This is a genomic window from Streptacidiphilus alkalitolerans, assembly GCF_042511045.1.
GTDB classification, from domain to species: domain Bacteria; phylum Actinomycetota; class Actinomycetes; order Streptomycetales; family Streptomycetaceae; genus Streptacidiphilus; species Streptacidiphilus alkalitolerans.
Genome location: NZ_JBHEZX010000003.1, coordinates 559883 through 584901 on the forward strand (window position 1 = coordinate 559883; position 25019 = coordinate 584901).

Here is a 25019-nt window from a genome sequence, read left to right on the forward strand (position 1 = left end):
CGGCTCATCCTCCCGCGAACGGCGGCAGGACCTCGACGGTGCCGCCCTCGGCGAGTTCCACCGTCGCATGGTCGCGGGTGCCGACCGGCGCGCCGTCCACCAGGAACGAGCACAGGCTGAGCACCTGGGCGAACTTCGGCCGGTCGGCGTGCAGCTGCCGCGCGGCGTCCAGCGCCTCGGCGAGCGTCGCCGCGCGGTACGGCTCCTCGGCCGTCCCGGCCTCGGCCTTCGCCGCCGCCCAGTAGCGGATCACGCCCTGGCGCACCCGCGCTGTCTCTGTTTCCGTGGAACCTCGCATCGGGCCATCATGGCCTCCCCGACGCCGGTTCGTCACCGCGCCCTGGTCAGCCACTCGCCCACACGTTCGATCAAACCATCGTCGGCGGCGTTCTCGGCGTGGCCGAACCCCTCCTCGATCCACAGCTCGGCCGCGCCGTTCGGGGCCGCCGCCCGGTACAGCGAACGCGGGTGGTCCAGCGGGAAGTAGGGGTCGCTGTCCCCGTGCACCACCAGCAGCGGAACAACGCCGAGCAGCGCCGCCGCCTCCACCGGCGGCACCGGCACGTCCACCCACTCCTGCGGGTCGATCCTGGTCCGCAGCCCCAGGCGGCCGACCACCCGTCCGAGCGGTCGCATCACCACCCAGTGCAGCCGCCGCATCGGCACCGTGCCCCGGTAGTACCAGCGGGCCGGGGCGCTGACCGCCGCCACCGCGTCGACGCCCCCGTACAGCGCGGCGTGGCGGACGGCGACGGCGCCGCCCATGGAGAAGCCCAGGGTGACGATCCGCCGGTAGCCGAGCGAGCGGGCCCAGCCGACCGCCGCCTCCAGGTCGTGCACCTCGCGGTCGCCCACCGTGGAGCGGCCCTCGGAGCGGCCGTGGCCGCGGAAGGAGAAGGTCACCACCCCCGGCCGCCCGTCGCCGGCCGTCAGCACCCGGGCCGCCCGGCGCACCGCGGGGCGCTCGACCGCGCCGGTGAAACCGTGTGCGACCACCACCGCGACGGTCGATCCGGAGCGGTCGGCGGGGCGGTGTTCGGCGTGGATCCTGACTCCGTCCGAGGTGAGCAACAGCGCCTCGGCGGGCGCACTCCACGGACGTGCGCCCCCTCTGTTCCTGGTCAGACCCTTCGCGGCGGCGTCCATGTGGGCTATTCTCCTACTCCAAGGGATCCGGGCAGAGTCGCCCCCGGGTCCTTTTGCGCTTTGGAACGACCGGCACCACCACCAGTACGGTCCGCACAGCGTTGTGCAGCCGGCTGGACCAACGGGAGTCGCCGACCCCTCCGTCCCACCCGGAAAGGGGACTAACCGGGTATGAGTTCTCTGCTGCTGCTGACCAACGCCCTCCAGCCGTCCGCCGAAGTTCTTCCGGCGCTCGGACTGCTGCTCCACAACGTGCGAGTCGCCCCCGCCGAGGGCTCCGCCCTGGTGGACACCCCCAGCGCCGACGTGATCCTGGTCGACGGACGCCGGGACCTCCCGCACATCCGCAGCCTCTGCCAGCTGCTGCGCTCGACCGGCCCCGGTGCGCCGGTGGTCCTGATCGTCACCGAGGGCGGCCTCGCGGCCGTCACCGCCGAGTGGGGCATCGACGACGTCCTGCTGGACACGGCGGGCCCGGCCGAGGTCGAGGCCCGGATCCGGCTCGCCACCGGCCGGATGCAGGTGGTCCAGGACGACAGTCCGATGGAGATCCGCAACGGCGACCTCTCGGTCGACGAGGCGACCTACAGCGCCAAGCTCAAGGGCCGGGTGCTGGACCTGACCTTCAAGGAGTTCGAGCTGATCAAGTACCTCGCGCAGCACCCGGGCCGGGTCTTCACCCGGGCCCAGCTGCTGCAGGAGGTCTGGGGCTACGACTACTTCGGCGGCACCCGGACGGTGGACGTGCACGTCCGCCGGCTGCGCGCCAAGCTCGGCCCCGAGCACGAACAGCTGATCGGCACCGTGCGCAACGTCGGCTACCGCTTCGTGGTCCCGGAGAAGGGCGACAAGGGCGTACTGCCCAGGCCCGCCGAGGCCGGCACCGAGGCCGAGGCCCCGGTGGGCGCCGAGGCTCCGGCCGAGGCGAACGTCGAGGTCTGAGGCCCGGGCGCGCGGCAGGAACCCGGGGGCTTCCGGGTTCCTGCCGTGCGCCCGTCCCCGGTTCTGGACAGGTGCACCACACATCGTCTGTGCGCGTAGACTGCGGCCGTGCCCAAGGTGACCCGCGACGATGTGGCCAGGCTGGCAGGGACCTCGACCGCGGTCGTCAGCTACGTCATCAACAATGGCCCCCGCCCGGTCGCCCCGGCGACCCGCGAACGCGTACTCGCGGCGATAGCCCAGCTCGGCTACCGCCCCAACAGCGTCGCCCAGGCGATGGCGAGCCGCCGTACCAATCTCATCGGCATGGTCGTGCCCGATGCCCGCCAGCCGTTCTTCGCCGAGCTCTCGCACGCGGTGGAACGGGTGGCCTCCGAGCGCGGCAAGATCGTGCTGATAGGGAACTCCGACTACGTCGGCGACCGGGAGATGCACTATGTGCGGGCCTTCCTGGGGATGCGGGTGGCCGGACTGATCCTGATCAGCCGCAGTGCCTCGCAGCAGGCCGCGCACGAGTTCGCGGCCCAGGACGACTCCCGCCTGGTGCTGCTGCACCTGCGTCCGGAGACCGCCGAGGACGTCGCGGTGGTCACCGACGACATCGGCGGCTCGGAGCGGGCCGTCACCCATCTGCTGGAGCACGGGCACCCCTATGTGGCCTGCATCGGCGGCCCGGTCGAGGTGGCCGCGGCCGGCGACCCGGTGATCGACCACATCGAGGGCTGGCGCCGGGCGATGGCCGCGGCCGGCCTGTCCACCGAGGGCCGGCTGATCGACGCCCCCTTCGACCGCTACGGGGCGTACAACGTCGCGGTGGAGCTGCTGCGCTCCCCCGACCGCCCCCCGGCGATCTTCTGCTCCACCGACGACCAGGCGATCGGCATCCTCAGGGCCGCCCGCGAGGTCGGCGTACGGGTGCCCGAGGACCTGGCCGTGGCCGGGTTCGACGACATCCCCGAGGCCGCGTTCTGCGACCCGCCGCTGACCACCGTCGCCTCGGACCGGGACGCGATGGCCCGGGCCGCGGTGGACCTGGTGCTGGACGACTCGCTGCTGGTGCCCGGATCCGACACCCCCAGGGTGCGGCGGTTCCCGAACCGCCTGGTCGTCCGGCGTTCCTGCGGCTGCCCCGCAGAAGGGTCAAAGCCGCTGTAGAGCGGTCGCTCATCTGCGGCGCGGGAGTCCGAAGATTCTTTCGTCGGGCTATGAGCTGGCTCTCAGTGGGCTCTCATCTTGCGGGCGGACCTTGGTCACATGAGCGAGACGCACCGGAATCCTGCAGGCGCCCCCGAGCCGGGCGCGTACCCCTACCCCTCCGGAGAGGGCACGGGCGCCGAACCCACGACGCCGCTGCCGCCCATCCCCGGCCACGCGCCGACGGTGCACCACGCCGCCGAGCCCGCGCCGAAGAAGCCCAGCCGACTGCGCCGCCCGATGGCGCTGGTCGCCGCCGTGGCCCTGGTCTCCGCGCTGGCCGGCGGGGTCGCCGGCGGCGTGATCAGCGCCGACCGCACCAAGACCGGCGACTACAGCACCGCCGCCGTGGTCACCTCCGACTCCAAGAGCACCAGCAACACCGCCGCCATCGCCGCCGCGGTCTCGCCCGCCACCGTGCAGATCACGGTGACCTCGGGCAACAGCGAGGACATCGGCACCGGCATCGTGCTCACCTCGACCGGGCAGATCCTCACCAACTACCACGTGATCTCCTCCGCGGTGTCCGACAGCAGCGCCAGCATCAAGATCACCTTCAGCGACGGCAAGACCGCGACCGGCAGCATCGTCGGCACCGACGCCGGACTGGACGTCTCGGTGATCAAGGCCGACAACGTCAGCGGGCTGAAGACCGCCTCGCTCGGCGACTCCGGCCAGGTCGCGATAGGCGACTCGGTCGTCGCCATCGGCAACCCCGACGGCCTCACCGGCACGGTCACCTCCGGCATCGTCAGCGCGCTGAACCGCAAGGTCACCGTGGACGTCAGCGAGAGCACCGTGCAGCAGAACGGCGGCTACGGCTTCCCGAGCTGGCAGGGCGAGCAGGGCGGCAGCGGCCTCGGCGGCTCCTCGGGCGGCTCGTCCGGCACCCAGACCGCGACCTACAGCGCGATCCAGACCGACGCCTCGCTCAACCCCGGCAACTCCGGCGGCCCGCTGCTGAACAGCTCCGGGCAGGTGATCGGGATCAACGCCTCGATGTACAACTCGTCCTCCTCCGGCGGCTCCAGCAGCAGCCAGGCGGGCAGCGTCGGACTCGGCTTCGCCATCCCGATCAACGCGGTGAAGGCGGTCCTGCCGCAGCTGCAGGCCGGGCAGAACATCACCGGCTGACCCCGGGAACGACCCTGAGGACGCGCCCTTCGGACCTGCCGAAGGGCGCGTCGTTGCCGGAGAATCGCGGAGGGATGCCATCGTGGCGTCCGTCCGCCACCGAGAAGAGCCGAGGACCATCCAGATGACTGCCGCAGCAGGCCAGCCAGGCACCAACGAGCCCAGCGGCGCCGAGGAGGCGCTGGCACGCGTCCTCGTCGTGGACGACGAGCCCGCGCTGCGCGACGCCCTGGAGAGCAGCCTCGCCTTCGAGGGCTACGAGGTGAGCACCGCCTCCGACGGCCTGGAGGCGCTGGACGCGATCGCCGCGAACGCCCCGGACCTGGTGCTGCTCGACATCATGATGCCGCGGCTCGACGGACTCACCACGGTCCGCCGGCTGCGGGCCCGGGGGGACTCCGTCCCGGTGCTGATGCTCACCGCGCGGGACGCCGTCGGCGACCGGGTCACCGGGCTCGACGTGGGCGCCGACGACTACCTCGCCAAGCCGTTCGAACTGGACGAGCTGCTGGCCCGGGTCCGGGCGCTGCTGCGGCGCAGCACGATCGTGGCGGCGGCCGGGCTCGGCGGCACCGCCGAGGACGAGGTCCTCGCGTTCGAGGACCTGCGGATGAACACCACGACCCGCGAGGTCACCCGCGGCGGGCGGCCGGTCGAGCTGACCCGCACCGAGTACATGCTGCTGGAGATGTTCCTGGCGCACCCGCGCCAGGTGCTGACCCGGGAGCAGATCCTCAAGGCGGTCTGGGGCTTCGACTTCGAGCCGTCCTCGAACTCGCTCGACGTGTACGTGATGTACCTGCGCCGCAAGACCGAGGCCGGAGGCCAGCCGCGCCTGGTCCACACCGTCCGCGGCGTCGGCTACGCGCTCCGCGCGGGAGTCGGCACGTGAGCGAGGAGGCTCCCGCCGAGGTCCAGCCGCAACGGTCCAGCGGCTGGTTCAGCCGGATGTCGCTGCGCGGACGCCTGTCGATGCTCACCGCCGCGGCGGTCGCGGTGGCAATCGCCGTGTGCGCTCTCTCCTGCTGGTTCATCGTGCGCAACCAGGTCTACTCCCAGGCACGCACCACCCTGTCGAACGCCGTGGTGGGGCCGCGCTTTCCCACCTGCACGGCTTCCGCCGCCGGTTCCGCCGCGATCAACAACGCCAACCCCGCCAACAGCTCCGCGTTCGGGCCGACCAAGGGCCGCGGCCAGACCAGTTTCCTCCTCGCGCAGGTGCTCGTTCCCTCCCAGCCGGGCCAGAACGTGTGCCTTCCGTCCACCAGCACCGTCGGCATCAACATCGACCCCAATGACCTCACTACTCCCCAGGGCCAGTCCTTTTTCCGCAATGGCACCGACACCAGCGGAAAGCCCGTCATGGTCCGGGTGACCGACGTGGTGCTCGAGGACGGCAACACACCGGCAGTTCTCCTGGTGGCATACCCGATGAGTGAGACTCAGAAGTCGCTCCAGACACTGCTGCTGGTCCTCGGCGGCATCGCGATCGCCGGAGCTCTGGGCGCGGCCGGGATCGGCCTGCTGGTCGCCCGGGCAGCCCTCAAGCCGGTGGACCGGCTGACCGCTGCGGTCGAGGAGATCGCCCGTACCCAGGAACCCGGGACCACCATCGAGGTGTCCGGGACGGACGAGATCGCACGGCTCAGCACGTCGTTCAACTCGATGAGCACCGCTCTTGCGAGTTCCCGGGACCGGCAGTCGCAGCTGATCGCCGATGCCGGGCACGAGCTCCGTACCCCGCTGACCTCGCTCCGGACGAACGTCGACCTGCTGGTGCGCAGCGAGGAGACCGGACGGGCGCTGCCGGAGGCGACCCGGACCCGGATGATGGGCAATATGAAGGCCCAGATGGTGGAGCTCTCCACCCTCATCGTGGACCTGCTGGAGCTGTCCAGGCCGTCCCGTCCCAAGGGCTCCAAGCCCTTGGAGGTGCTGCCGCTGCACGACATCGTGTCCCGCGCGCTGGACCGGGCCCGGCTCCGCGGCCCGGGGCTGACCTTCGCGGTCGACCTACGGCCCTGGTACGTGCGGGCCGACGCGCACGCGATGGAGCGGGCGGTGATCAACCTGCTGGACAACGCGGTGAAGTTCAGCCCGCCCGGCGGCGCCATCGACGTTCGGCTGCGCTTCGGGACTCTCACGGTCCGGGACCGGGGTCCCGGCATCCCGGCCGAGGACCTGCCGCATGTGTTCGACCGGTTCTGGCGCTCGCCCTCGGCCCGGCAGATGCCGGGTTCCGGGCTGGGCCTGGCGATCGTGGCGCAGACCGTCCGCGAGGCCGGCGGCGAGGTCAGCCTGGCCGCGGCGGAGCCGGGGCCGGACGGGGCGACCGGCGGCGCGCTGGCGACGGTGCAGCTGCCGGGCGCGCCCACTCCCCCGCCGCCGACCCCGCCCGCGGTGGCGCCGACCGAGACCGTGTCCAACATCTGAAACAAATCGTCCCAGCTGGTGGATAAGGCGCATGATGGCCGCATCGTCCTTCCGGATCGTGCGGGGAGTCAGTCATGGGCAGCGGCCAGTCAGCGTCGGGCACGGACGGCGGCAACAGGCGCTGGCTGATGCTCGCGCTCGGCACCGCCGCGCAGACCAGCTCCTTCGCGTTCGTCTACGGGCTGCCCTATCTGATCCCGGTGCTGCGCCGCAGCGAGGGCCTGGACCTGGCCCGGGCCGGGATCCTGGTCGCCTGCCCGACCGTGGGCCTGCTGCTGGCCCTGTACGCCTGGGGCGCGGCCACCGACCGCTACGGCGAGCGGGTGGTGCTGGGCTCCGGCCTGGCCCTGTCCACGCTGGCCCTCACCGGCGCCCTGCTGGTCCACGGCCTGGTGCTGCTGGGTCTGATGTTCGCGCTGGCCGGCGCGGCCGGGGCCTCGGTCTCGGCGGCCAGCGGACGGGTGGTGCTGGGCTGGTTCGCGCCGGAGCAGCGCGGCCTGGCGATGGGTATCCGGCAGACGTCGACCCCGCTGGGGATGCTGGTGGCGGCGGTCTCGATGCCTCCGCTGGCGGCGGCGTACGGGCTGCGCGGGGCGCTGGTGTTCGTGACCGCGCTGAGCGCGGTGATGGCGGTCCTGGTGGCCGCGCTGGTGGTGGACCCGCCCCGGCCGCCCGCGGTGGGCCCGGGCGGCTCCAGGCCGCCCTCCCCGTACCGGCACGCGGCGACGCTGTGGCGGATCCACGGCTCGGCCGCGCTGATGGTCTGGCCGCAGTTCACCGTGGGCGCCTTCGGGCTGGTCTTCCTGACCGACGTCCGGCACTGGTCGCCGGTCGCGGCCGGGCAGCTGATGGCGGTCGGCCAGGGCCTGGCCGCGGCCTGCCGGATCGGTGCGGGCAGCTGGTCGGACGCGGTCGGCAGCCGGCTGCGGCCGATGCGGGTGCTGGCGGTCGCGGTCGGCGCGCTGTCACTGCTGCTGGCCGGATTCGCCGAGTGGTGGCCCGCCGCGACGGCCGTGGTGGTGCTGATAGCCCTGTGCGGGCTGTCGGCGAGCACCAACGGCCTCTCCTTCACCTCCGTCGCCGAGCTGGCGGGGCCGCACTGGGCCGGGCGCGCCCTGGGCGTGCAGAACATCGGCCAGAACCTCACCGCCTCGCTGGCCCCGCCGGTGGTCGGCGCGATCATCACCTCGGCGGGCTACGGCGCGGCGTTCGCCTGCGCGGCCGGATGCGCGCTCGCGGCGATCGCCGTCGTCCCGGTGAACGCCGCTCAGGTGGGTCTCTGAGCACAGCGGAAAACCGCTGTCGGGCCAGTGCGTCAAGGCGGTAGAACTACGGCTGTGCATAGGACTCCGGAGTTCCCCGACCTGCTGCGGCTGATCGACGAACGTGCGACCGCCTTCCGCGCCGTGATCGCCTCGGCGCCCAGCCTCGACGCGCGGGTGCCGACCTGCCCCGAGTGGACGCTGTTCGATCTGGCGCAGCACCTGGGCCAGGGCCGTCGCTTCCGGGCCGCCATCGTCGCCGCGGGACCTGCCGACGCTCCCCCGGCCGAGGCCGTCGCCGAGCGCACCGCGCCGGCTCCCCGGGAGCGCGAGGAGCTGCTGGCCTGGTTGGCCGCGACGACGCAGCAGCTGCTGGACACGCTGCTGGCGGCCGATCCGGAGGGCGGTTGCTGGACCGGATGGGGCCCCACCCAGTTGACGGACACCTGCGGTTCCGTCGCCCGGCACCAGGTCCAGGAGATCGCGGTGCACACGTACGACGCCCAGGTCGCCGTGGGCGCCCCGCAGCCGCTGCCGACCGAGGTGGCACTCGACGGTGTCGAGGAGAACCTGTTCATCAGCAGCTTCACGACGAGCGCCTGGCCGCACAAGCCCACCGCCTTCGACCTGCACGCCGCCGAGGGCCGCTCCTGGCGCCTCACCGTCGACGGCGACGGTGCCCGGACCACCCGGCTGCCCGCTGCCGGCCAGGACCCGGACGCGGCCGGCCTCTCCCTCCACGGCACGGCCAGTGATCTGGTCCTCTACCTGTACAAGCGCATTCCGGTGGACTCCCTGCGGCTCGACGGGGACCCGGAGCTGCTGGACCTGCTCCTCGCCTGGGAACCGGAGGACTGGGCCTGACGGCACGCCACCGCGCGCCTTCACACGTATGGTCGGTGCCATGGATGCAGTCATGGTGGTGGGGTCGGTGGACGGCGCGCAGCGGGCCGCCGTGGGGGCGCTGCTGGAGGCGGCAGCGGCGGCGGACGGGAAGGCGGCGGTGTCGGAGCAGGGCCGGCTGGCGCTGCGCGGCCCCCGCGAGGGGGTCCAGCACCTGCTCCAGTACGACGGGCCCGACCTGGTCGGGTACGGGCAGCTGGACGGCGCCGGGACGGCCGAGCTGGTGGTGGACCCGGCCCGGCGCGGCGAGGGCTACGGCCGGGCGCTGGCCGGAGCGGTGGTGGCGACCGGGGCCCGGCAGGTGTGGGCGCACGGCGGCCATCCGGCGGCCCGGCACCTGGCCGAGGCGCTGGGCATGGAGCTGGTGCGCGAGCTGCGGCAGATGCGCCGCCCGCTGCCGGTCGAGGAGGTGGCGGCGCCCCTGCCGCCCGGGGTGACCCTGCGCACCTTCGTCACCGGCGCCGACGAGGACGCCTGGCTGGCGCTGAACGCCGCCGCCTTCGCCCACCACCCGGAGCAGGGCGGCTGGACCAGGAAGGACCTGGACGACCGGATCGGCGAGCCCTGGTTCGACCCGAGCGGCTTCTTCCTGGCCGAACGGGACGGCAGGCTGGTCGGCTTCCACTGGACCAAGGTGGAGGACGGCCTCGGAGAGGTCTATGTGGTCGGGGTGAGCCCGTCCGAGCAGGGCAGCGGCCTCGGCCGGGCGCTGACCGCGGTCGGGCTGCGCCACCTGGGCGGCGAGCGCGGCCTGCCGGCCGTACTGCTGTACGTGGATGCCGATAACCCCGCGGCGGTCCGGGTATATGAACGACTGGGCTTCACGGTGCACGAAGTGGACCTGATGTACCGGGTCGCCGCCACCGGCTGACCTGCCGCGCTGAGGCGTCCGCCTCAGCTTTCCTACAGGCCACCCTGTATTTACCTTGAGTTCAGACGCCGTTGCAAAGATCGCGAAATGCAACCCGCAGGGACCATGACACAAGAAGACCCCCTGCAGGAGGAGCCGCCCGCCATGACCGCCGCACCCGTCCCCGGATCCGCCCCGGCACCCGCGCCCGCCCCGGTGCCCGTGCCCGCCAACGTCACCGTACTGCTGCCCGACACCCGGGAGCAGGACTCGGCCGAGGAGGAGCTGCCGCAGGGCCGCTTCCTGGACCGCGAGCGCAGCTGGCTGGCCTTCAACGAGCGGGTGCTCGAACTGGCCGAGGACCCGGAGACCCCGCTGCTCGAGCGGGTCAAGTTCCTGGCGATCTTCGGCAGCAACCTGGACGAGTTCTTCATGGTCCGGGTGGCCGGGCTGAAGCGCCGGATCGCCACCGGCGTGGCCCAGCGCTCCGCCGCCGGCCTGCAGCCGCGCGAGGTGCTGGACCAGATATGGACCCGCTCGCGCGAGCTGATGGCCCGCCACGCCGCCTGCTTCCACGCCGACCTGCTGCCCGAGCTGGCCGCCGAGGGCATCGAACTGGTGCGCTGGTCCGAGCTGAGCGACAAGGAGCAGGGCCGGCTGCTGACGCTCTTCCGGCAGAAGATCTTCCCGGTGCTGACCCCGCTGGCGGTCGACCCGGCGCACCCCTTCCCGTACATCTCCGGTCTCTCGCTGAACCTGGCCGTGGTGGTCCGCAACCCGTCCAGTGGCCACAAGCACTTCGCCAGGGTCAAGGTGCCGCAGTCGCTGAGCCGCTTCCTGGAGGCGTCCCCGGCCCGCTACGTCCCGCTGGAGGACGTGATGGGCGCGCACCTGGAGGAGCTGTTCCCCGGCATGGAGGTGCTGGAGCACCACTCCTTCCGGGTGACCCGCAACGAGGACCTCGAGGTCGAGGAGGACGACACCGAGAACATCCTCAAGGCGCTGGAGAAGGAGCTGATGCGGCGCCGCTTCGGCCCGCCGGTCCGGCTGGAGGTCGAGGAGTCGATCGACCCCTATGTGCTCGACCTGCTGATCCGCGAGCTGAAGATCACCGAGGCCGAGGTCTACCCGCTGCCGGGACCGCTGGACCTGACCGGCCTGTTCGCCATCGCCGGCCTGGACCGCCCGGAGCTGAAGTACCCGGCCTTCGTGGCCAGCACCGCGCGCGGGCTCTCCGACGTGGAGTCGGCCTCGCAGCCGGACATCTTCGCCGCCGTCCGCGAGCGCGACGTGCTGCTGCACCACCCCTACGACAGCTTCTCCACCTCGGTCACCGCGTTCCTGGAGCAGGCCGCCAGTGACCCGGACGTCCTGGCGATCAAGCAGACCCTCTACCGGACCTCGGGCGACTCCCCGATCGTGGACGCCCTGATCGAGGCCGCCGAGTCCGGCAAGCAGGTGCTGGTCCTGGTCGAGATCAAGGCGCGCTTCGACGAGCAGGCCAACATCAAGTGGGCCGGCAAGCTCGAGGAGGCCGGCTGCCACGTGGTGTACGGGCTGGTCGGGCTGAAGACGCACAGCAAGCTGTCGCTGGTGGTCCGGCAGGAGGGCGACACGCTGCGCCGCTACGCCCACGTCGGCACCGGCAACTACCACCCCAAGACCGCGCGGATGTACGAGGACCTGGGCGTGCTGACCGCCGACCCGCAGGTCGGCGCGGACCTCTCGGACCTGTTCAACCGGCTCTCCGGCTACTCCCGCCGGGAGTCCTACCGCCGGCTGCTGGTCGCCCCGCGCTCGCTGCGGCAGGGCCTGCTCACCCGGATCCACGAGGAGATCGCGCACCACCGGGCCGGCCGCCCGGCCCGGATCCAGTTCAAGGTCAACTCCATCGTGGACGAGGCCGTCATCGACGCCCTCTACCGGGCCTCCCAGGCGGGCGTCCCGGTCGACATCTGGGTCCGCGGCATCTGCGCCGTCCGCCCCGGCGTCCCCGGGCTGTCCGAGAACATCAGGGTCCGCAGCATCCTCGGCCGCTTCCTGGAGCACTCCCGGATCTTCGTCTTCGGCAACGGCGGCGACCCCGAGGTGTGGATCGGCAGCGCCGACATGATGCACCGCAACCTGGACCGGCGGATCGAGGCGCTGCTCAAGGTCACCGACCCGGGCCACCGCACCGAGCTGGCCGGCCTGCTGGAGCTCGGCACCGCCGACGACACCGCCTCCTGGCACCTCGGCCCCGACGGGACCTGGACCAGACACTCGCACGAGGAGGACGGCAGACCCCTGCGCAATGTGCAGGAGCTGCTGATCGAGTCGCGGCGCCGCAAGCGCAGCACCGGTGGCTGGGGCCAGAGTGGCTCGACCGCCTAGCAGGACCACCGGCCGCGGTGCCAGCACCTCGGCCGCCGCCAACAACGACAACGGGGAATTACGCACCATGACCGACGCACCCCTCGCCACGCAGGCTCCGCCGGGCGGCGACGGGCTGCTCGATGACGGCAGGAGCGCCGCCGAGGCGCTCGCCGCGCACCTGGCGGCCGAGGCCGGCAGCTTCCTCCGCGAGCTGCCCTCGGTCGACCTGCACACCCTGCGCCGGGTCGGCGCGGCCCTGCACACCTTCGACGCGCTGCTCGACCCCGGCTGGTCCCAGGACCTGCGTGAGGAGCTGAGCCGGCTCGGCGGTCTGCTCGGCCAGGAGCGGGCCTACGCGCGCAGGCTCGCCCGGCTGCTCGGCAGCCTGGACTCGCTCACCTGCACGGACGCCGCCGTGGCGGCGGCCGACGCCGGCGGCCCCGTCCGTACCGCGGGGCCGGTGCCGCAGCCGCGCCAGGCCGAAGGGCTGCTGGCCCGGCACCCCGGGGCGCCCAAGGCGCGGGCGCTGCTGGACCGGCAGCTCACCCTCGGCCGCTCCCGGGCCCACACCACCGCACTGCAGGAACTCGGCTCGGCCCGGTTCCACGCGCTCGCCGACCGGATGACCCTGCTGGTCACCGACCTGCCGCTGCGCCCCGGCGCGGCCCCGGCCCCGGCCGCGGCGCTGCTCGCCTGCGCCGGCGCGGAGGCGGAGGCCCTGGTCACGGCGGTGGACGCGCTGCCGCTGGAACGGGCGGCCGTCGCCTACAGCGGCGACATGCTGCACGACCCCGGTGACGACCAGCGCTGGCAGCAGGTCCGGGTGCTGGTGCTGCGCACCCAGTACGCGCTGGAGGTGTGCGCGCCGCTCGCGGGCGGACGGGCCGCCGCCCCGGCCGCGGCCCTGGCCGAGCTCGCCCGCACCCTGGCCCGGCACCGTGACGCGGCCGAGGCCGCGGAGGCCGCCGCGCTGGCCGCGCTGACCCCGCGGATAACCCCCGCCACCGCCTACGTCCTGGGCGTGGTCCATGCTGATCAACGTCTGGAGGTGGAAGCCGCGCGCCACACCTTCAGCAGCACCTGGCCCGACCTCGACCGTTCCGGATGGCTGACCGACGCATGGCTGAAGAATCGCTGAAGCAGGGCACGAAGGACCTGATCCGGGCGGCGGGGGTGGTGCTGTGGCGGCGGGGGCGTTCCGGCGGGCCCGAGCTGGCGCTGATCCACCGGCCCAAGTGGTGCGACTGGACCTTCCCCAAGGGCAAGCTGGAGGTCGGCGAGCGGCACCGGGACGCCGCCCGGCGGGAGGCGCTGGAGGAGACCGGCCTGCTGGTCGAGCTGGGCGCCAAGCTGCCGACGCAGCGCTACGAGGTCAGGGGGCGGCCCAAGCGGGTGCGCTACTGGGCCGCGGTCCGGGTCGGCGGCAGCTTCGCGCCCAACCGCGAGGTGGACCGGCTGGTCTGGCTGCCGGCCGCGCAGGCCCGCGCGCGGCTGAGCTACGGACACGACCAGGAACTGGTCGACGCCCTGCTCGACCGCCTCGCCGCCGAGGACGACTAAACCGTCGCCGAATGTGGCTGTCTTAACCACGCTGTGTTGCCGTCGTGGCGAAACCGTTACTACCGCACTGCGTATCCCGGCGTCCGTCCGAGGTTCACCTTCCGTTCATTCGCGCTGGCCCATCGCTTCACCTCCCCCGCCTAACGTCCTGTTTATCGACGGCCGCAGGGCCCTCGGACCACAGCGAAGCCCCAGGTCAGCGGTGCCCCTCACGGGAGCCCCGAGCTTGCGGGCCCCCAGAAAGGGACACCAAGTGAAGCTCCAGCGGAACGGCCGCACCAAGGCCCTCGCCATCGGCGCCGTGGCGGTCGTCAGCTCGCTGACGCTCGCGGCGTGCGGCTCCGACAACAACACCCCGGCGGCCAGCACCACCACCTCGGCCGCGTCCGGCACCAGCGCCAGCGCCGCCGGTGCCGACTGCGGCAGCGGCCAGCTGCTGGGCGCGGGTTCGACCGCCCAGGCCAACGCGGTCACCCAGTGGGTCAAGGACTTCCAGGCCAAGTGCCCCGGCGTGACGGTCAACTACAACGCCAACGGCTCCGGCGCGGGCATCACCAGCTTCGAGTCCGGCAAGGTCGCCTTCGCCGGCTCCGACGCCGCCCTGAAGCCCGCCGACATCACGGCCACCCAGGCCGCCTGCCCCGGCGGCCAGGGCATCGACCTGCCGATGATCGGCGGCCCCATCGCCATCGGTTACAACCTCCCCGGCGTGACCGGCCTGATCCTGGACGCCCCCACCCTGGCGAAGATCTTCAACGGCAAGATCACCAAGTGGAACGACCCGGCCATCAAGGCGCTCAACCCGACCGCCACGCTGCCCGGCCTGGCGATCCAGACCTTCCACCGCGTGGACGGTTCGGGTACCACCGCCAACTTCACCGCCTACCTGGCGGCCACCGCGGCCTCCGACTTCCCCTACGCGGCCAACAAGCTGTGGCCGGCCAAGTCGGGCCAGTCCGCGAACGGCTCGGCCGGTCTCGCCGCCCAGGTGAAGAAGGTCGCCGGCTCGATCTCCTACTTCGAGCTGTCGTACGCCACCTCCGGCAACATCTCCACCGCGAAGATCGCGACCGGCGCCACCGCCCCGGTCGACGCCACCGCCGCCAACGCCTCGGCCGCCGCGGCCGACGCCCCGGTCGTGGGCACCGGCGCCGACCTGGCGATCAAGCTCAACTACGCCACCAAGGCCGACAACGCCTACCCGATCATCCTGGTGACCTACGAGATCGCCTGCGACAAGGGCAACAAGGCCGCCACGCTGCCCGCCCTCAAGGCCTTCCTCAACTACACGGTCAGCGACGCCGGCCAGCAGTCGGTCGCCTCGCTCGGCTACTTCCCGCTGCCGGCCGCCCTGGCTGCCAAGGTCAAGGCCGGCATCGCCGCCCTCGCCTAGTCACTGCCCCACGCAGTCACTGCCGCCAGTCGGCTCAGCACGACGCGGTCCGGTCCTGCCCTCGGGGGAGGGCAGGACCGGACCGCGTCACCCCCTTCCCCCAGCCAGTCCGGTGCACCGCCGCCAGGCGACGTCCGTCCGACGCCGCCATCAGACCGGAGAACTCATGGACATACCCGACACGGCGCCTCCCCAGGACGTGCCACCTTCCGAGGACCTCCTCGACTCCCCTGCTGTCGCGCCCGAGGCGCCGCGGCGGGGCACTGCCGCGTCCAAGCTCAGTGGGAAGGGATCGTCCCGTCTCGGCGACCTGTTCTTCGCGGGCTCCTCGCGCGGATCCGGCATCCTGCTGCTGGTGATCATGGCCGCCATCGCGGTCTTCCTCACCATCCGCGCGGTGATCGCCATCCACGCGGACACCGGCAACTTCCTCACCACCTTCGACTGGAACGCGCAGCTCGGCACCCCGCCCAGCTTCGGCATCGCGCTGCTCGCCTTCGGCACCGTGGTCAGCGCCCTGATCGCGATGCTGCTCGCGGTGCCGGTGTCGATCGGCGTGGCGCTGTTCATCTCGCACTACGCGCCGCGCCGGATGGCCCAGGTGCTTGGCTACGTGGTGGACCTGCTGGCCGCCGTCCCCAGCATCGTCTACGGCCTGTGGGGCGCGCTGTTCCTGGTGCCGCACATGCTGGGCGTGAACGCCTGGCTGAACACCTACTTCGGCTGGACCTACCTCTTCGGCGAGGGCGACCAGGTCGGCGTGCAGCCGCGCAGCCTCTTCACCGTGGGCGTGCTGCTGGCCATCATGATCCTGCCGATCGTCACCGCGGTGACCCGTGAGATCTTCCTCCAGGTCCCCCGGATGTACGAGGAGGCCGCGCTGGCGCTGGGCGCCACCCGCTGGGAGGTCATCCGCACCTCGGTCCTGCCGTTCGCCCGCTCCGGCATCGTCAGCGCCTCGATGCTCGGCCTCGGCCGCGCGCTGGGCGAGACCATGGCCGTGGCCACCGTGCTCTCCTCCAACCTGGTGTTCAGCCTGCACCTCACCGCCCCCGGCGGCAGCACCATCGCGCAGAACATCGCCACCCAGTTCGGCGAGGCCCAGGGTGTCGGCCGCGACGCGCTGATCGCTTCCGGCCTGGTGCTCTTCCTGATCACCCTGCTGGTCAACGGTGGTGCTCGACTGATCATCGCCCGTCGCAAGGAATACTCGGGGGCGAACGCCTGATGAGCAGCACCACCACCTCGCGCCCCGCCCCGCTGTCGGGCTCGCTGGTCGAGCGCCGGCTGCCGCGCTGGGCCCCCGCCGCGACCGTCCTCGGCGCCGCCGTGCTCGCCGTGGCCCTGGGCCTCGGCTTCGACATCAGCAGCAAGCTGCAGTGGGCGCTGATGGCCGCGATCTTCTTCGTCGGCGGCCAGTACCTGCTGGCGCGCCAGGTCGAGGGACCGCGCCAGGCCAAGAACGGCCTGGTCAGCAGCCTGGTCTGGGTGGCCTTCCTGCTGGCACTGCTGCCGCTGGTCGGCCTGCTGTACTACACCATCTCCAAGGGCATCAGCGTCATCAATGTCGACTTCCTGACCCACTCGATGAACGGGATCGCCTCCAACCAGACCGGCGGCGGGCTCTACCACGCCCTGATCGCCACCCTGGAGCAGGTCGGCATCGCCACCCTGTTCGCCGCCCCGGTCGGCATCCTCACCGCCGTCTACCTGGTCGAGTACGGAGCGGGACGCCCGCTGGCCAAGGCGGTCAGCTTCTTCGTCGACGTGATGACCGGCGTGCCCTCGATCGTGGCCGGCCTGTTCATCCTGACCTTCTGGATCGTGGTCCTGAACCAGAGCTACACCGGGTTCGCCGGCAGCCTGGCGCTGATGATCCTGATGCTGCCGGTCGTGGTCCGCTCCACCGAGGAGATGCTCAAGCTCGTCCCCAACGAACTGCGCGAGGCCAGCCTCGCCCTGGGCGTGCCGAAGTGGCTGACCATCATCCGGATCGTGCTGCCGACCGCCATCGGCGGCATCACCACCGGCGTCATGCTGGCCATCGCCCGCATCATCGGCGAGACCGCGCCGATGCTGATGCTGGTGTTCGGCACCGACCTGATCAACACCAACCCCTTCAAGGATCCGCAGTCCTCCCTGCCGCTGTACGTGTACCAGCAGTACGGCAACGGGACCGACGCCTCCGAAGCCCGTGCCTGGGGTGGAGCGCTGGTACTGATCGCGCTGGTCATGCTGCTGAACCTGGTCGCCCGCGGGATCGCCCGCTGGAAGGCCCCCAAGGCTTCGCGCTGACGCGCACTGGTCACCCACAGACTTTCACGACAGGAAACAGACATCATGGCCAAGCGCATCGACGTCAGCGGGCTGAACGCCTTCTACGGAAACTTCAGGGCGGTCGAGGACATCTCGATGACCGTCGAACCCCGCTCGGTGACGGCCTTCATCGGCCCCTCCGGCTGCGGCAAGTCCACCTTCCTCCGCACCCTCAACCGAATGCACGAGGTCGTCCCCGGCGCCCGGGTCGAGGGCAAGGTCCTGCTGGACAACGAGGACCTCTACGGCAACGGCGTCGACCCGGTGGCCGTGCGCCGCACGGTCGGCATGGTCTTCCAGCGCCCCAACCCGTTCCCCACCATGTCCATCAAGGAGAACGTGGCGGCGGGCCTCAAGCTCAACGGGGTGCGCAACAAGAAGCTGGTCGACGAGGCCGTGGAGCGCTCGCTGATCGGCGCCAACCTCTGGAACGAGGTCAAGGACCGGCTCGACCGTCCCGGCGCCGGCCTCTCCGGCGGCCAGCAGCAGCGGCTCTGCATCGCCCGCGCCATCGCGGTCGAGCCCCAGGTGCTGCTGATGGACGAGCCCTGCTCCGCCCTCGACCCGATCTCCACCCTCGCCATCGAGGACCTGATCGGGACCCTGAAGGAGCAGTTCACCATCGTCATCGTGACCCACAACATGCAGCAGGCGGCCCGGGTCAGCGACCGCACCGCGTTCTTCAACCTCTCGGCAGTCGGCCAGCCGGGCCGGCTGATCGAGATCGACTCCACCGAGAAGATCTTCTCCAACCCGTCGGTCCAGGCCACCGAGGACTACATCTCCGGCCGCTTCGGCTGAGCCGGCGTCAGGCCTGTCCGGCCTGTCCGGCCGCACGAACTACTCCGCGGCGCTGCTAGGCGGTGCCGCCGCGGAGTACCAGGAAGGGCCCGCCCCCGGTCTCGTACCGGGGCGGGCCCTTCGCCAGTCCTGCTTCTCCTCCGCTGTCTGCCGACGGGGCGTCAGCCGATGATCGCCCAGCTGATCCAGTAGACGATCGCGGCCACCAGGCCGGCCGCGGGCATGGTCAGGAACCAGCCGATGACGATGTTCTTGGCCACCCCCCAGCGGACCGCGCGCACCCGCTTGGTCGCGCCGACACCCATGATCGCCGAGGTGATGATGTGCGTGGTGGACACCGGCACCTTGTAGGCGTACGCGGTGACATAGAGGATCGTCGCGCCCACCGACTCGGCCGCGAAGCCCTGCGGCGGGTCCAGCTCGATGATCTTGCGGCCCAGGGTGCGCATGATCCGCCAGCCGCCGGCCCAGGTGCCGAGGGAGAGCGCCAGGGCGGTGCTCGCCTTCACCCAGACCGGGATGTCCGAACCGGTGTAGTGGTGCGAGATGGTCAGCGCCATCACCACGATGCCCATGGTCTTCTGCGAGTCCTGCAGGCCGTGGCCCAGCGCCATCGCCGCCGCGGAGACGGTCTGCGCCATCCGGAAGTTGCGCTTGGCCCGGTGCGGGTTGGCCCGGCGGAAGATCCACATGATGGCCAGCATCACCGCGAAGCCGAGCAGCAGCCCGACCACCGGCGAGGTGATCATCGGGATGACCACCTTCTCCCAGACCCCGGACCAGTACACCCTGGTCCCGCCCACCAGCGCCGCGCCCACCATCCCGCCGAAGAGCGCATGGGTGGAGGAGGACGGCAGGCCGAAGTACCAGGTCAGCAGGTTCCAGGCGATCGCGCCGATCAGCGCCGCCCAGAGGATGACCATCCCCTTGGTGCCCTGCGGGGTGGCGATGATGCCCTTGCTGACGGTCTGGGCGACCCCGACCCCGAGGAAGGCCCCGGCCAGGTTCATCACCGCCGCCATCATCAGTGCGACCTTGGGGGTCAGCGCCCTGGTCGACACCGAGGTGGCGATGGCATTGGCCGAGTCATGGAACCCGTTGGTGTAGGCGAAGCCGAACGCCACGCCCACGACGAGGATCACTCCGAGCATGTTCACTCAGCACCGCCCTGCCGGACGGGAGCACAGACCTGCGCCACCGCGTGGTGACGTGCGGGTACGGGGGGTCGCTCCCCGGGGAACTGGAGCACGTGGTTCAGGACTCCTTGACGGCAATGGTCTCCACGGTGTTCGCCACATGCTCGAACGCGTCGGCTGCCTCTTCGAGGACGTCCACGATCTGCTTGAGCTTGAGCACCTCCAGAGCCTCGTAGCTGCCGCCGAACAGATGGGCCAGCAGCTTGCGGTGGATCTGGTCGGCCTGGTTCTCCAGCCGGTTGACCTCGATCCAGTACTCCGCGAGGTTGTCCATGGTCCGCAGGCCGGGCATGGCGGCGGCGGTCAGCTCGGCCGCCCGCGCCAGCACCTCGATCTGCTGCTCGACCCCCTTGGGCAGCGCCTCGATCTCATAGAGGACGACCAGGTCGACGGCCTCCTCCATGTAGTCCATGACGTCGTCGAGTGAGGAGGCCAGGTTGTAGATGTCCTCGCGGTCGAAGGGGGTGATGAAGGAGGAGTTCAGCTGGTGGAAGATCCCGTGCGTGATGTCGTCGCCCGCGTGCTCGGCGGCGCGCATCCGCTCGGCGAGCTCGGGTCGCGCTGCGACATCCGCGCCGAGAAGTTCCAGCAGGAGCTTGGAGCCGGTGACAAGGTTGTCCGCCGAGGCGGCGAACATGTCATAGAAGCTCGTCTCCCGGGGGGTCAGACGAATACGCACAGAGGTCTCCGAAGTACAGGGTCCGGTCGAGGCGATGCTAAGCGCTGCGTGTGGTCGGTGCGCCCACCGGGGTGGCAGCGGCGGCACCCGTGCCTTGGTAGTCATCCTCGCCTACAGATCATTACCGTGCCGCCCGGAGGTTGTGCACCATCAGTGTGACGGAAGGTCGGCCGGGATGCCGCCCCTCTGCGCACTGATGTTCACGGCGCCTTCACGACTGTGGCAGCCCGGCGGGCCCGCAGAAGGGACATACCGTCCGGACGCGCCCTACGATGGGCCGGTGGAGGCAGAAGAGACAGGCCCGAAAGCCCCGAAAGTCCCGGAGGCCGCGTCCGGGGGACCGCACGGTCCGCACGGGTACAGCGCGACCCGCGACGCGCACATCAAGCGGCTGCGCCGGATCGAGGGTCAGATCCGCGGGCTGCAGCGCATGGTGGAGGAGGACGTCTACTGCATCGACATCCTCACCCAGGTCTCCGCGGGCACCAAGGCGCTCCAGTCCTTCGCGCTGAGCCTGCTGGAGGAGCACCTGCGGCACTGCGTCGCGGAGGCGGTGACCAACGGCGGCCCCGAGGGGGACGACAAGGTGGCCGAGGCCACAGCGGCGATCGCCCGCCTGCTCAGGACGTAGTGCCGCTCAGGACGTAGCTGCTCAGGAGGGGGAGCTGTCGCGCTGGGCCGGAATGTGGACCTCCTCGGCCTCGGCCGACTCGCCGGGAGGGCGGACCTGGAGCACCTGGTCGATCCGGTCGGCCGACAAGCGGTCGAACGGGGTGGCCGCCGCCGCGATGATCAGATCACCGTAGAGGTCGATCTCTGCGAGGGCCACCGGGTCGTGCGCGGCCACACGAACCACCTCCTCGTCAGGCCCCGGACAGCCGGGCGCGGCCCGGCCAACTCCGCTGGTGTCGTTGGGTAGTCGACTCTTTACAGAGTAGGGAGCGCGCAGGGGCGTGCGCATGGCACGTCTGGGTCATTTACCAGACCCCCCGTTCGGGGCAGGCGCTCCCCCGCGCCCCCCGTTTTCCGGCCGTCCACCCCACGGTTCATTTCGCGGTCTGGGCCCCGTACACGTCCGCGGCGGGCGGCAGGGCGACCGTGACCGGGGCGCCGAAGCCGGAGAAGGCATTGCTGGAGGTGACCACGACCTGGTCCTTCGCCGCGGTGGAGTTGGCCACCTTGCTGAAGGTGAAGGTCTCCACGATCCGGTGGATCCGGCCGTGCTGGTCCAGCCAGACCTCGTAGGGGACCTGCTTGACGGTGAAGGTCCGCCCGGCCAGGGCGAGGCCGGCCGCGGCCCCGCCGCCGGTGGCGCTCGCCGCCTTGGCCAGGTCGAGGGTGCCCTTGTAGTGCTTGAGCAGCACACCGTCGACCGTCTGCGAGCCGAGCAGCACCGCCGTGGCCGCACCGCGCAGGGCGTTCGCCGCGGTGGCCGGATCCGTCGCCCCGCTGCTGACCAGGTTGCCGTCGGCGAGCTGCTGCACGTCCACCTTGACCCACTTGCCGGCCGGGACCTTGGCGCCGCTGTTCTGCATGTAGACCACGCCGGGGCTGACCACCTCGACCAGCCGTCCCTTGGTGGGCCCGCCGGGCGGGACGGTGACCTCCACCCGGCCCAGCCGGGTGGTGTAGTCGTAGACCGCGGTGCCGTGCAGGGTCTGCTTCTTGGTCTGCGACGCGGTCTGCAGGCTGGTCACGTCCTGGACCGACCCGGTGCGCCCGGTGATGTCGGCGGCGTCGCGCACGGCCGTGAGCGGGTCGGCGGCGAGGACGTCCGAGGAACTGCCCTTCAGCGCGGAGGCCGTGCCGGTGGCCCCGCCGCTGCTGCTCGCACAGCCGGCCAGCAGACCGGCCGCCGCGGCGGCGGCCAGGACGACGCGGACATGCTGACGATTCACCACAACCACACAACTCCCTCGGGACACACGCCGTACCGGGCCTCCCCCGGTCAACGAGCGCGGGTGGCGGAGGTTACGGCATCCGGGGCATCCGACCACGCACGGTGAGACCGCCGGGGCGGTCGGCGGGGTGGTCACCGGGGTGGTTCCGTCCACAGTCATCCGGGTTACGGTGATGCACGTGGAAAGTGATCCGACGGACTCCCCGGCCCAGGGCCAGGGAACCGGTACCGCCCCCGGATCCGTACCCGTTTCCCTGCCCGTGTCCCCGCCCGCGGCCGGGCATCTGGCGACCGTCGTGGAGAAGGGCTCGTTCAGCACCGCGTCCTGCGGCTGCGGCTGGTCCGCCCCGGCCCGGCGCTCCCGGGACAAGGCCCGCAAGGACGCCGCACAGCACACCGCCCAGCAGGCCGAGGACCAGGCCGGGTAGCGGACCGGTCGGCGAACCCCACGGGTGGCGGGCGAACCGGCGGGTACTGTTCCGCCGTCCCTAGTCTGTGGAGCGGGCCACCGCGTCCTCCTGACAGGAGAGCCAGAGCATGGACGAAGCAAGCACCTCACGCCGGACCGTGCTCAGGGCCGGCCTGCTCGGCGCGGCGGGGGCGGCGGGACTGACCGCCTGCTCCCCGAAGCAGCCCGCCGCCGGCGGGTCCGCCGCCGAGGCGGCGACCGGCAGCGGCCCCGGCGCCGCGACCTCACGTACCGCCGCCGCCTCCGCCTCCAGCGCGCCGACCCCGCCCAAGGCGGCGGACTGGGCCGCGCTCGGCAAGGACCTCGACGGACTGCTGATCCGCCCCGGCGACAGCCGCTACTCCTCGGCCCGCAGGCTGTTCCAGCCCCAGTACGACAAGCTCGCGCCGAGCGGCGTGGTCTACGTCGACGGCGCGCACGACGTGGCGACCTGCCTGGCCTTCGCCCGCCGGCACAACGTCCCGGTGACCGCCCGCAGCGGCGGGCACAGCTACGGCGGCTGGTCCTCCGGCAGCGGCCTGGTGCTGGACGTGAGCCGGCTCGCCACCGTGAGCGCCGCCGGCGGCGGGGCCACCGTCGGCGCGGGAGCACGGCTGATCGACGTCTACACCGGGCTCGCCGGACACGGGGTGACCGTGCCCGCAGGCTCCTGCCCCACCGTCGGAGTGACCGGCCTCGCTCTCGGCGGCGGGGTCGGGGTGACCGGTCGGGCGTACGGTCTGACCTGCGACAACCTCACCGGCGCGGAGATCGTCACGGCCGACGGGAAGACCCGCAGGGTCAGCTCGGGCAGCGACCCCGACCTGTTCTGGGCGCTGCGCGGCGGAGGCGGCGGCAACTTCGGCGTGGTCACCTCGCTCTCCTTCCGCACCCACCCGGCGGCGGAGTGCTCCTACGCCTTCCTCAGCTGGCCCTGGTCCAAGGCGGCGGCGGTGATCCGGGCCTGGCAGGCCTGGGCCCCCAGCGCGCCGGACAACCTCTGGGCCGATCTGCACCTGCTGGTCTGGGCGGACGGCCGCACCCAGCTCGGCACCACCGTCAACTACCTGGGCCCGGCGCACGAGCTGTCCACCCAGGTCGACCGGCTGGCCGTGGCCCCGGCCGGCTACACCGTGCACACCCGCTCGTACCTGGAGACCATGCAGGTCATGGGCGGTGTGCTGGGCTGGACCGAGGCCGCCGCGCACCTGCCGGGCAGCCTGCCGGGACAGCGGCCCTCCGGGAAGATCACCCGCGAGTCGTACGGGGCGAAGTCGGACGTCTTCACCCGCCCGCTCAGCGCGGCGGGCGCCGCGGCCCTGGTCGCGGCGATCGAACGCTATCCGCGGACCGGGCCGCAGGGCGGCAGCGCGGGCGTCGCCTTCGACGCCCTCGGCGGCGCGATCAACCGGGTACGGGCAGGAGACACCGCCTTTGTGCACCGCGACGGCCTGTTCCTGGCCCAGTACACCGCCAACTACCCGGCGGGCGTGGTCGGCGGCAGCGGAGCGGACCGCTCCTGGTCCTGGCTCAACGGCGTCTGGACCTCCATGCGCCCCTACTCCAGCGGACAGGCCTACCAGAACTACATCGACCCGCGGCTCAGCGGCTGGGAGCAGGCGTACTACGGCGCGAACGCGGCCCGGCTGCGGACGGTGAAGCGCAGCTACGACCCGACCGGGCTGTTCCACTTCCCCCAGTCCGTCCCCCGGGCCTGACGGTCCGCCAGGCTCCGCCGGAGAGGCGCTACGCGGCGAGGTCGCCCCGGGTCGGGGTCCCGGTGCCCGGGTGGTCCGGATGGTCCGTCACCGCGGCGGCCGGCACCGCGCCGCGCCCCGAGCGCCCCCGGCGCTGGGCCAGCACGATCGGGGCGAGCGAGCCGCGGGCCAGCGAGTGGGTGAGCGGCACCAGCACCGCCATCGCGATCGGGGCCAGCAGCAGCGTCGCGGCCGTGCCCAGGGCGAAGCCGCCGATCACGTCGGTGGGGTAGTGGACGCCCATGAAGACCCGGAGGAAGCCCTCGAACCCGGCCAGCGCCATGGCCAGCAGGCCGTACTTCCGGTTGACCAGCAGGACGCCGACCGCCACCGCCATGGTGAAGGTCGCGTGGTCGCTGGCGAAGGAGCCGTTGGCCTGGTGGTTCGTCAGAAGGTCGAGCCGGCCCGGGTGGGCGACGAAGGGCCGCGGCCGCTGCACCATCGCCCGGACCGGGACGTTGAGCACCAGCGCCACCCCGGCCGCGATTCCGGCCCAGAGCACACCGGCGACCGCGACCGGCGCGTCCGGACGGCGCCGGGCCCCGAGCCAGGCCAGCGCCAGCAGCAGCACGGAGAGCAGCGGCACCCCGTACTCGCCGAGGAAGCTCAACAGGCTGTCCACGCCCGAGGGGAGGTGGCGGGCCAGGCCGTTGACATGTGAGACGACAGTCCAGTCGATGGACCCGTCACCCTCAATCGGCAGCGCCGTCACACCACACCTCCGCCATCTCTCCGCCCACGCCCGAGCTG

General features: G+C 71.9%; 25 protein-coding genes. 18 read left to right on the top strand and 7 right to left on the bottom strand.

Annotated elements, in window-relative coordinates; genetic code table 11:
* Window positions 1-4 precede the first annotated feature (4 nt).
* Window positions 5-298, bottom strand: coding sequence for a MoaD/ThiS family protein (locus ACEZDG_RS09415; RefSeq protein ID WP_380505304.1), 294 nt, complete (start codon window positions 296-298; stop codon window positions 5-7).
* 32 nt (window positions 299-330) lie between these two features.
* Entirely contained in the window at window positions 331-1146 is an 816-nt protein-coding gene (locus ACEZDG_RS09420; RefSeq protein WP_380505307.1) for an alpha/beta hydrolase, read from the bottom strand.
* 171 nt (window positions 1147-1317) lie between these two features.
* Between ACEZDG_RS09420 and ACEZDG_RS09425 the strand changes: the two genes are divergently transcribed.
* The 15 genes from ACEZDG_RS09425 (at window position 1318) to pstB (ending at window position 18289) form a co-directional block, all read left to right on the top strand.
* Window positions 1318-2088 (top strand): response regulator transcription factor, encoded by a 771-nt coding sequence (locus tag ACEZDG_RS09425; protein ID WP_380505310.1) that lies wholly within the window; start codon window positions 1318-1320, stop codon window positions 2086-2088.
* 108 nt (window positions 2089-2196) lie between these two features.
* Window positions 2197-3243: a LacI family DNA-binding transcriptional regulator gene (locus tag ACEZDG_RS09430; RefSeq protein WP_380505313.1), complete on the top strand. Its 1047-nt coding sequence runs from the start codon at window positions 2197-2199 to the stop codon at window positions 3241-3243.
* Between the two features lie 99 nt (window positions 3244-3342).
* On the top strand, window positions 3343-4416 hold the full coding sequence (locus ACEZDG_RS09435; protein WP_380505316.1) for a S1C family serine protease: 1074 nt from the start codon (window positions 3343-3345) through the stop codon (window positions 4414-4416).
* A gap of 124 nt (window positions 4417-4540) precedes the next feature.
* Complete coding sequence (locus tag ACEZDG_RS09440; RefSeq protein ID WP_380505320.1) at window positions 4541-5308, top strand: response regulator transcription factor; 768 nt, start codon at window positions 4541-4543, stop codon at window positions 5306-5308.
* The gene (locus tag ACEZDG_RS09445; protein WP_380505323.1) at window positions 5305-6849 is read left to right on the top strand and encodes a sensor histidine kinase; all 1545 of its coding nucleotides are present in this window, start codon (window positions 5305-5307) and stop codon (window positions 6847-6849) included. Before ACEZDG_RS09440 ends, ACEZDG_RS09445 begins: the two co-directional genes overlap by 4 nt.
* A 74-nt stretch (window positions 6850-6923) precedes the next feature.
* Window positions 6924-8132 carry an MFS transporter gene (locus ACEZDG_RS09450; RefSeq protein ID WP_380505326.1) on the top strand — a complete coding sequence of 403 codons (1209 nt, stop codon included), beginning with the start codon at window positions 6924-6926 and terminating at the stop codon, window positions 8130-8132.
* 54 nt (window positions 8133-8186) lie between these two features.
* Entirely contained in the window at window positions 8187-8975 is a 789-nt protein-coding gene (locus tag ACEZDG_RS09455) for a maleylpyruvate isomerase family mycothiol-dependent enzyme (RefSeq protein WP_380505328.1), read from the top strand.
* A 40-nt stretch (window positions 8976-9015) separates the two neighbouring features.
* A complete protein-coding gene (gene mshD, locus ACEZDG_RS09460; protein ID WP_380505331.1) occupies window positions 9016-9885 on the top strand; it encodes a mycothiol synthase in 870 nt (289 codons plus the stop codon).
* A 144-nt stretch (window positions 9886-10029) separates the two neighbouring features.
* Entirely contained in the window at window positions 10030-12237 is a 2208-nt protein-coding gene (locus ACEZDG_RS09465; protein ID WP_380505334.1) for an RNA degradosome polyphosphate kinase, read from the top strand.
* A 67-nt stretch (window positions 12238-12304) separates the two neighbouring features.
* Entirely contained in the window at window positions 12305-13357 is a 1053-nt protein-coding gene (locus tag ACEZDG_RS09470; protein WP_380505337.1) for a CHAD domain-containing protein, read from the top strand.
* Window positions 13339-13779, top strand: coding sequence for an NUDIX hydrolase (locus ACEZDG_RS09475; protein ID WP_380505340.1), 441 nt, complete (start codon window positions 13339-13341; stop codon window positions 13777-13779). The genes ACEZDG_RS09470 and ACEZDG_RS09475 overlap by 19 nt, the downstream gene beginning before the upstream one ends.
* Window positions 13780-14032: 253 nt before the next feature.
* Window positions 14033-15172 (top strand): phosphate ABC transporter substrate-binding protein PstS, encoded by a 1140-nt coding sequence (gene pstS, locus ACEZDG_RS09480; RefSeq protein WP_380505343.1) that lies wholly within the window; start codon window positions 14033-14035, stop codon window positions 15170-15172.
* A 166-nt stretch (window positions 15173-15338) separates the two neighbouring features.
* The gene (pstC, locus tag ACEZDG_RS09485) at window positions 15339-16400 is read left to right on the top strand and encodes a phosphate ABC transporter permease subunit PstC (RefSeq protein ID WP_380505346.1); all 1062 of its coding nucleotides are present in this window, start codon (window positions 15339-15341) and stop codon (window positions 16398-16400) included.
* Complete coding sequence (gene pstA, locus ACEZDG_RS09490) at window positions 16400-17467, top strand: phosphate ABC transporter permease PstA (RefSeq protein ID WP_380505349.1); 1068 nt, start codon at window positions 16400-16402, stop codon at window positions 17465-17467. Before pstC ends, pstA begins: the two co-directional genes overlap by 1 nt.
* Before the next feature lie 45 nt (window positions 17468-17512).
* Window positions 17513-18289 (top strand): phosphate ABC transporter ATP-binding protein PstB, encoded by a 777-nt coding sequence (gene pstB, locus ACEZDG_RS09495; RefSeq protein ID WP_380505352.1) that lies wholly within the window; start codon window positions 17513-17515, stop codon window positions 18287-18289.
* 161 nt (window positions 18290-18450) lie between these two features.
* Here the strand turns inward: pstB and ACEZDG_RS09500 are convergent, their stop codons facing one another.
* Window positions 18451-19440, bottom strand: coding sequence for an inorganic phosphate transporter (locus tag ACEZDG_RS09500; protein WP_380505485.1), 990 nt, complete (start codon window positions 19438-19440; stop codon window positions 18451-18453).
* Window positions 19441-19543: 103 nt separating this feature from the next.
* Entirely contained in the window at window positions 19544-20164 is a 621-nt protein-coding gene (locus ACEZDG_RS09505) for a DUF47 domain-containing protein (protein ID WP_380505355.1), read from the bottom strand.
* A gap of 280 nt (window positions 20165-20444) precedes the next feature.
* On the opposite strand from ACEZDG_RS09505, the gene ACEZDG_RS09510 reads away from it, so the two are divergent.
* Window positions 20445-20795, top strand: coding sequence for a metal-sensitive transcriptional regulator (locus tag ACEZDG_RS09510; protein WP_380505358.1), 351 nt, complete (start codon window positions 20445-20447; stop codon window positions 20793-20795).
* A gap of 21 nt (window positions 20796-20816) precedes the next feature.
* Here ACEZDG_RS09510 and ACEZDG_RS09515 read toward each other — a convergent pair whose 3' ends face one another.
* The gene (locus ACEZDG_RS09515) at window positions 20817-21011 is read right to left on the bottom strand and encodes a hypothetical protein (protein ID WP_380505361.1); all 195 of its coding nucleotides are present in this window, start codon (window positions 21009-21011) and stop codon (window positions 20817-20819) included.
* 199 nt (window positions 21012-21210) lie between these two features.
* Window positions 21211-22065, bottom strand: coding sequence for a hypothetical protein (locus ACEZDG_RS09520; protein WP_380505364.1), 855 nt, complete (start codon window positions 22063-22065; stop codon window positions 21211-21213).
* A gap of 178 nt (window positions 22066-22243) precedes the next feature.
* On the opposite strand from ACEZDG_RS09520, the gene ACEZDG_RS09525 reads away from it, so the two are divergent.
* Window positions 22244-22492, top strand: a complete 249-nt coding sequence (locus ACEZDG_RS09525; protein ID WP_380505367.1) for a hypothetical protein — start codon at window positions 22244-22246, stop codon at window positions 22490-22492.
* A 109-nt stretch (window positions 22493-22601) separates the two neighbouring features.
* A complete protein-coding gene (locus tag ACEZDG_RS09530) occupies window positions 22602-24230 on the top strand; it encodes an FAD-binding oxidoreductase (protein ID WP_380505370.1) in 1629 nt (542 codons plus the stop codon).
* A gap of 28 nt (window positions 24231-24258) precedes the next feature.
* Here the strand turns inward: ACEZDG_RS09530 and ACEZDG_RS09535 are convergent, their stop codons facing one another.
* A complete protein-coding gene (locus ACEZDG_RS09535) occupies window positions 24259-24981 on the bottom strand; it encodes a phosphatase PAP2 family protein (protein WP_380505373.1) in 723 nt (240 codons plus the stop codon).
* Window positions 24982-25019: the final 38 nt, after the last annotated feature.

Coding starts and splice junctions, on each gene's coding strand:
- ACEZDG_RS09465 (WP_380505334.1), top strand. CDS start 10,030: ATGACCGCCGCACCCGTCCCCGGATCCGCCCCGGCACCCGCGCCCGCC.
- ACEZDG_RS09530 (WP_380505370.1), top strand. CDS start 22,602: ATGGACGAAGCAAGCACCTCACGCCGGACCGTGCTCAGGGCCGGCCTG.
- ACEZDG_RS09415 (WP_380505304.1), bottom strand. CDS start 298: ATGCGAGGTTCCACGGAAACAGAGACAGCGCGGGTGCGCCAGGGCGTG.
- ACEZDG_RS09420 (WP_380505307.1), bottom strand. CDS start 1,146: ATGGACGCCGCCGCGAAGGGTCTGACCAGGAACAGAGGGGGCGCACGT.
- ACEZDG_RS09500 (WP_380505485.1), bottom strand. CDS start 19,440: ATGCTCGGAGTGATCCTCGTCGTGGGCGTGGCGTTCGGCTTCGCCTAC.
- pstB (WP_380505352.1), top strand. CDS start 17,513: ATGGCCAAGCGCATCGACGTCAGCGGGCTGAACGCCTTCTACGGAAAC.
- ACEZDG_RS09450 (WP_380505326.1), top strand. CDS start 6,924: ATGGGCAGCGGCCAGTCAGCGTCGGGCACGGACGGCGGCAACAGGCGC.
- ACEZDG_RS09435 (WP_380505316.1), top strand. CDS start 3,343: ATGAGCGAGACGCACCGGAATCCTGCAGGCGCCCCCGAGCCGGGCGCG.
- pstC (WP_380505346.1), top strand. CDS start 15,339: ATGGACATACCCGACACGGCGCCTCCCCAGGACGTGCCACCTTCCGAG.
- pstA (WP_380505349.1), top strand. CDS start 16,400: ATGAGCAGCACCACCACCTCGCGCCCCGCCCCGCTGTCGGGCTCGCTG.
- ACEZDG_RS09440 (WP_380505320.1), top strand. CDS start 4,541: ATGACTGCCGCAGCAGGCCAGCCAGGCACCAACGAGCCCAGCGGCGCC.
- ACEZDG_RS09475 (WP_380505340.1), top strand. CDS start 13,339: ATGGCTGAAGAATCGCTGAAGCAGGGCACGAAGGACCTGATCCGGGCG.
- ACEZDG_RS09470 (WP_380505337.1), top strand. CDS start 12,305: ATGACCGACGCACCCCTCGCCACGCAGGCTCCGCCGGGCGGCGACGGG.
- ACEZDG_RS09425 (WP_380505310.1), top strand. CDS start 1,318: ATGAGTTCTCTGCTGCTGCTGACCAACGCCCTCCAGCCGTCCGCCGAA.
- mshD (WP_380505331.1), top strand. CDS start 9,016: ATGGATGCAGTCATGGTGGTGGGGTCGGTGGACGGCGCGCAGCGGGCC.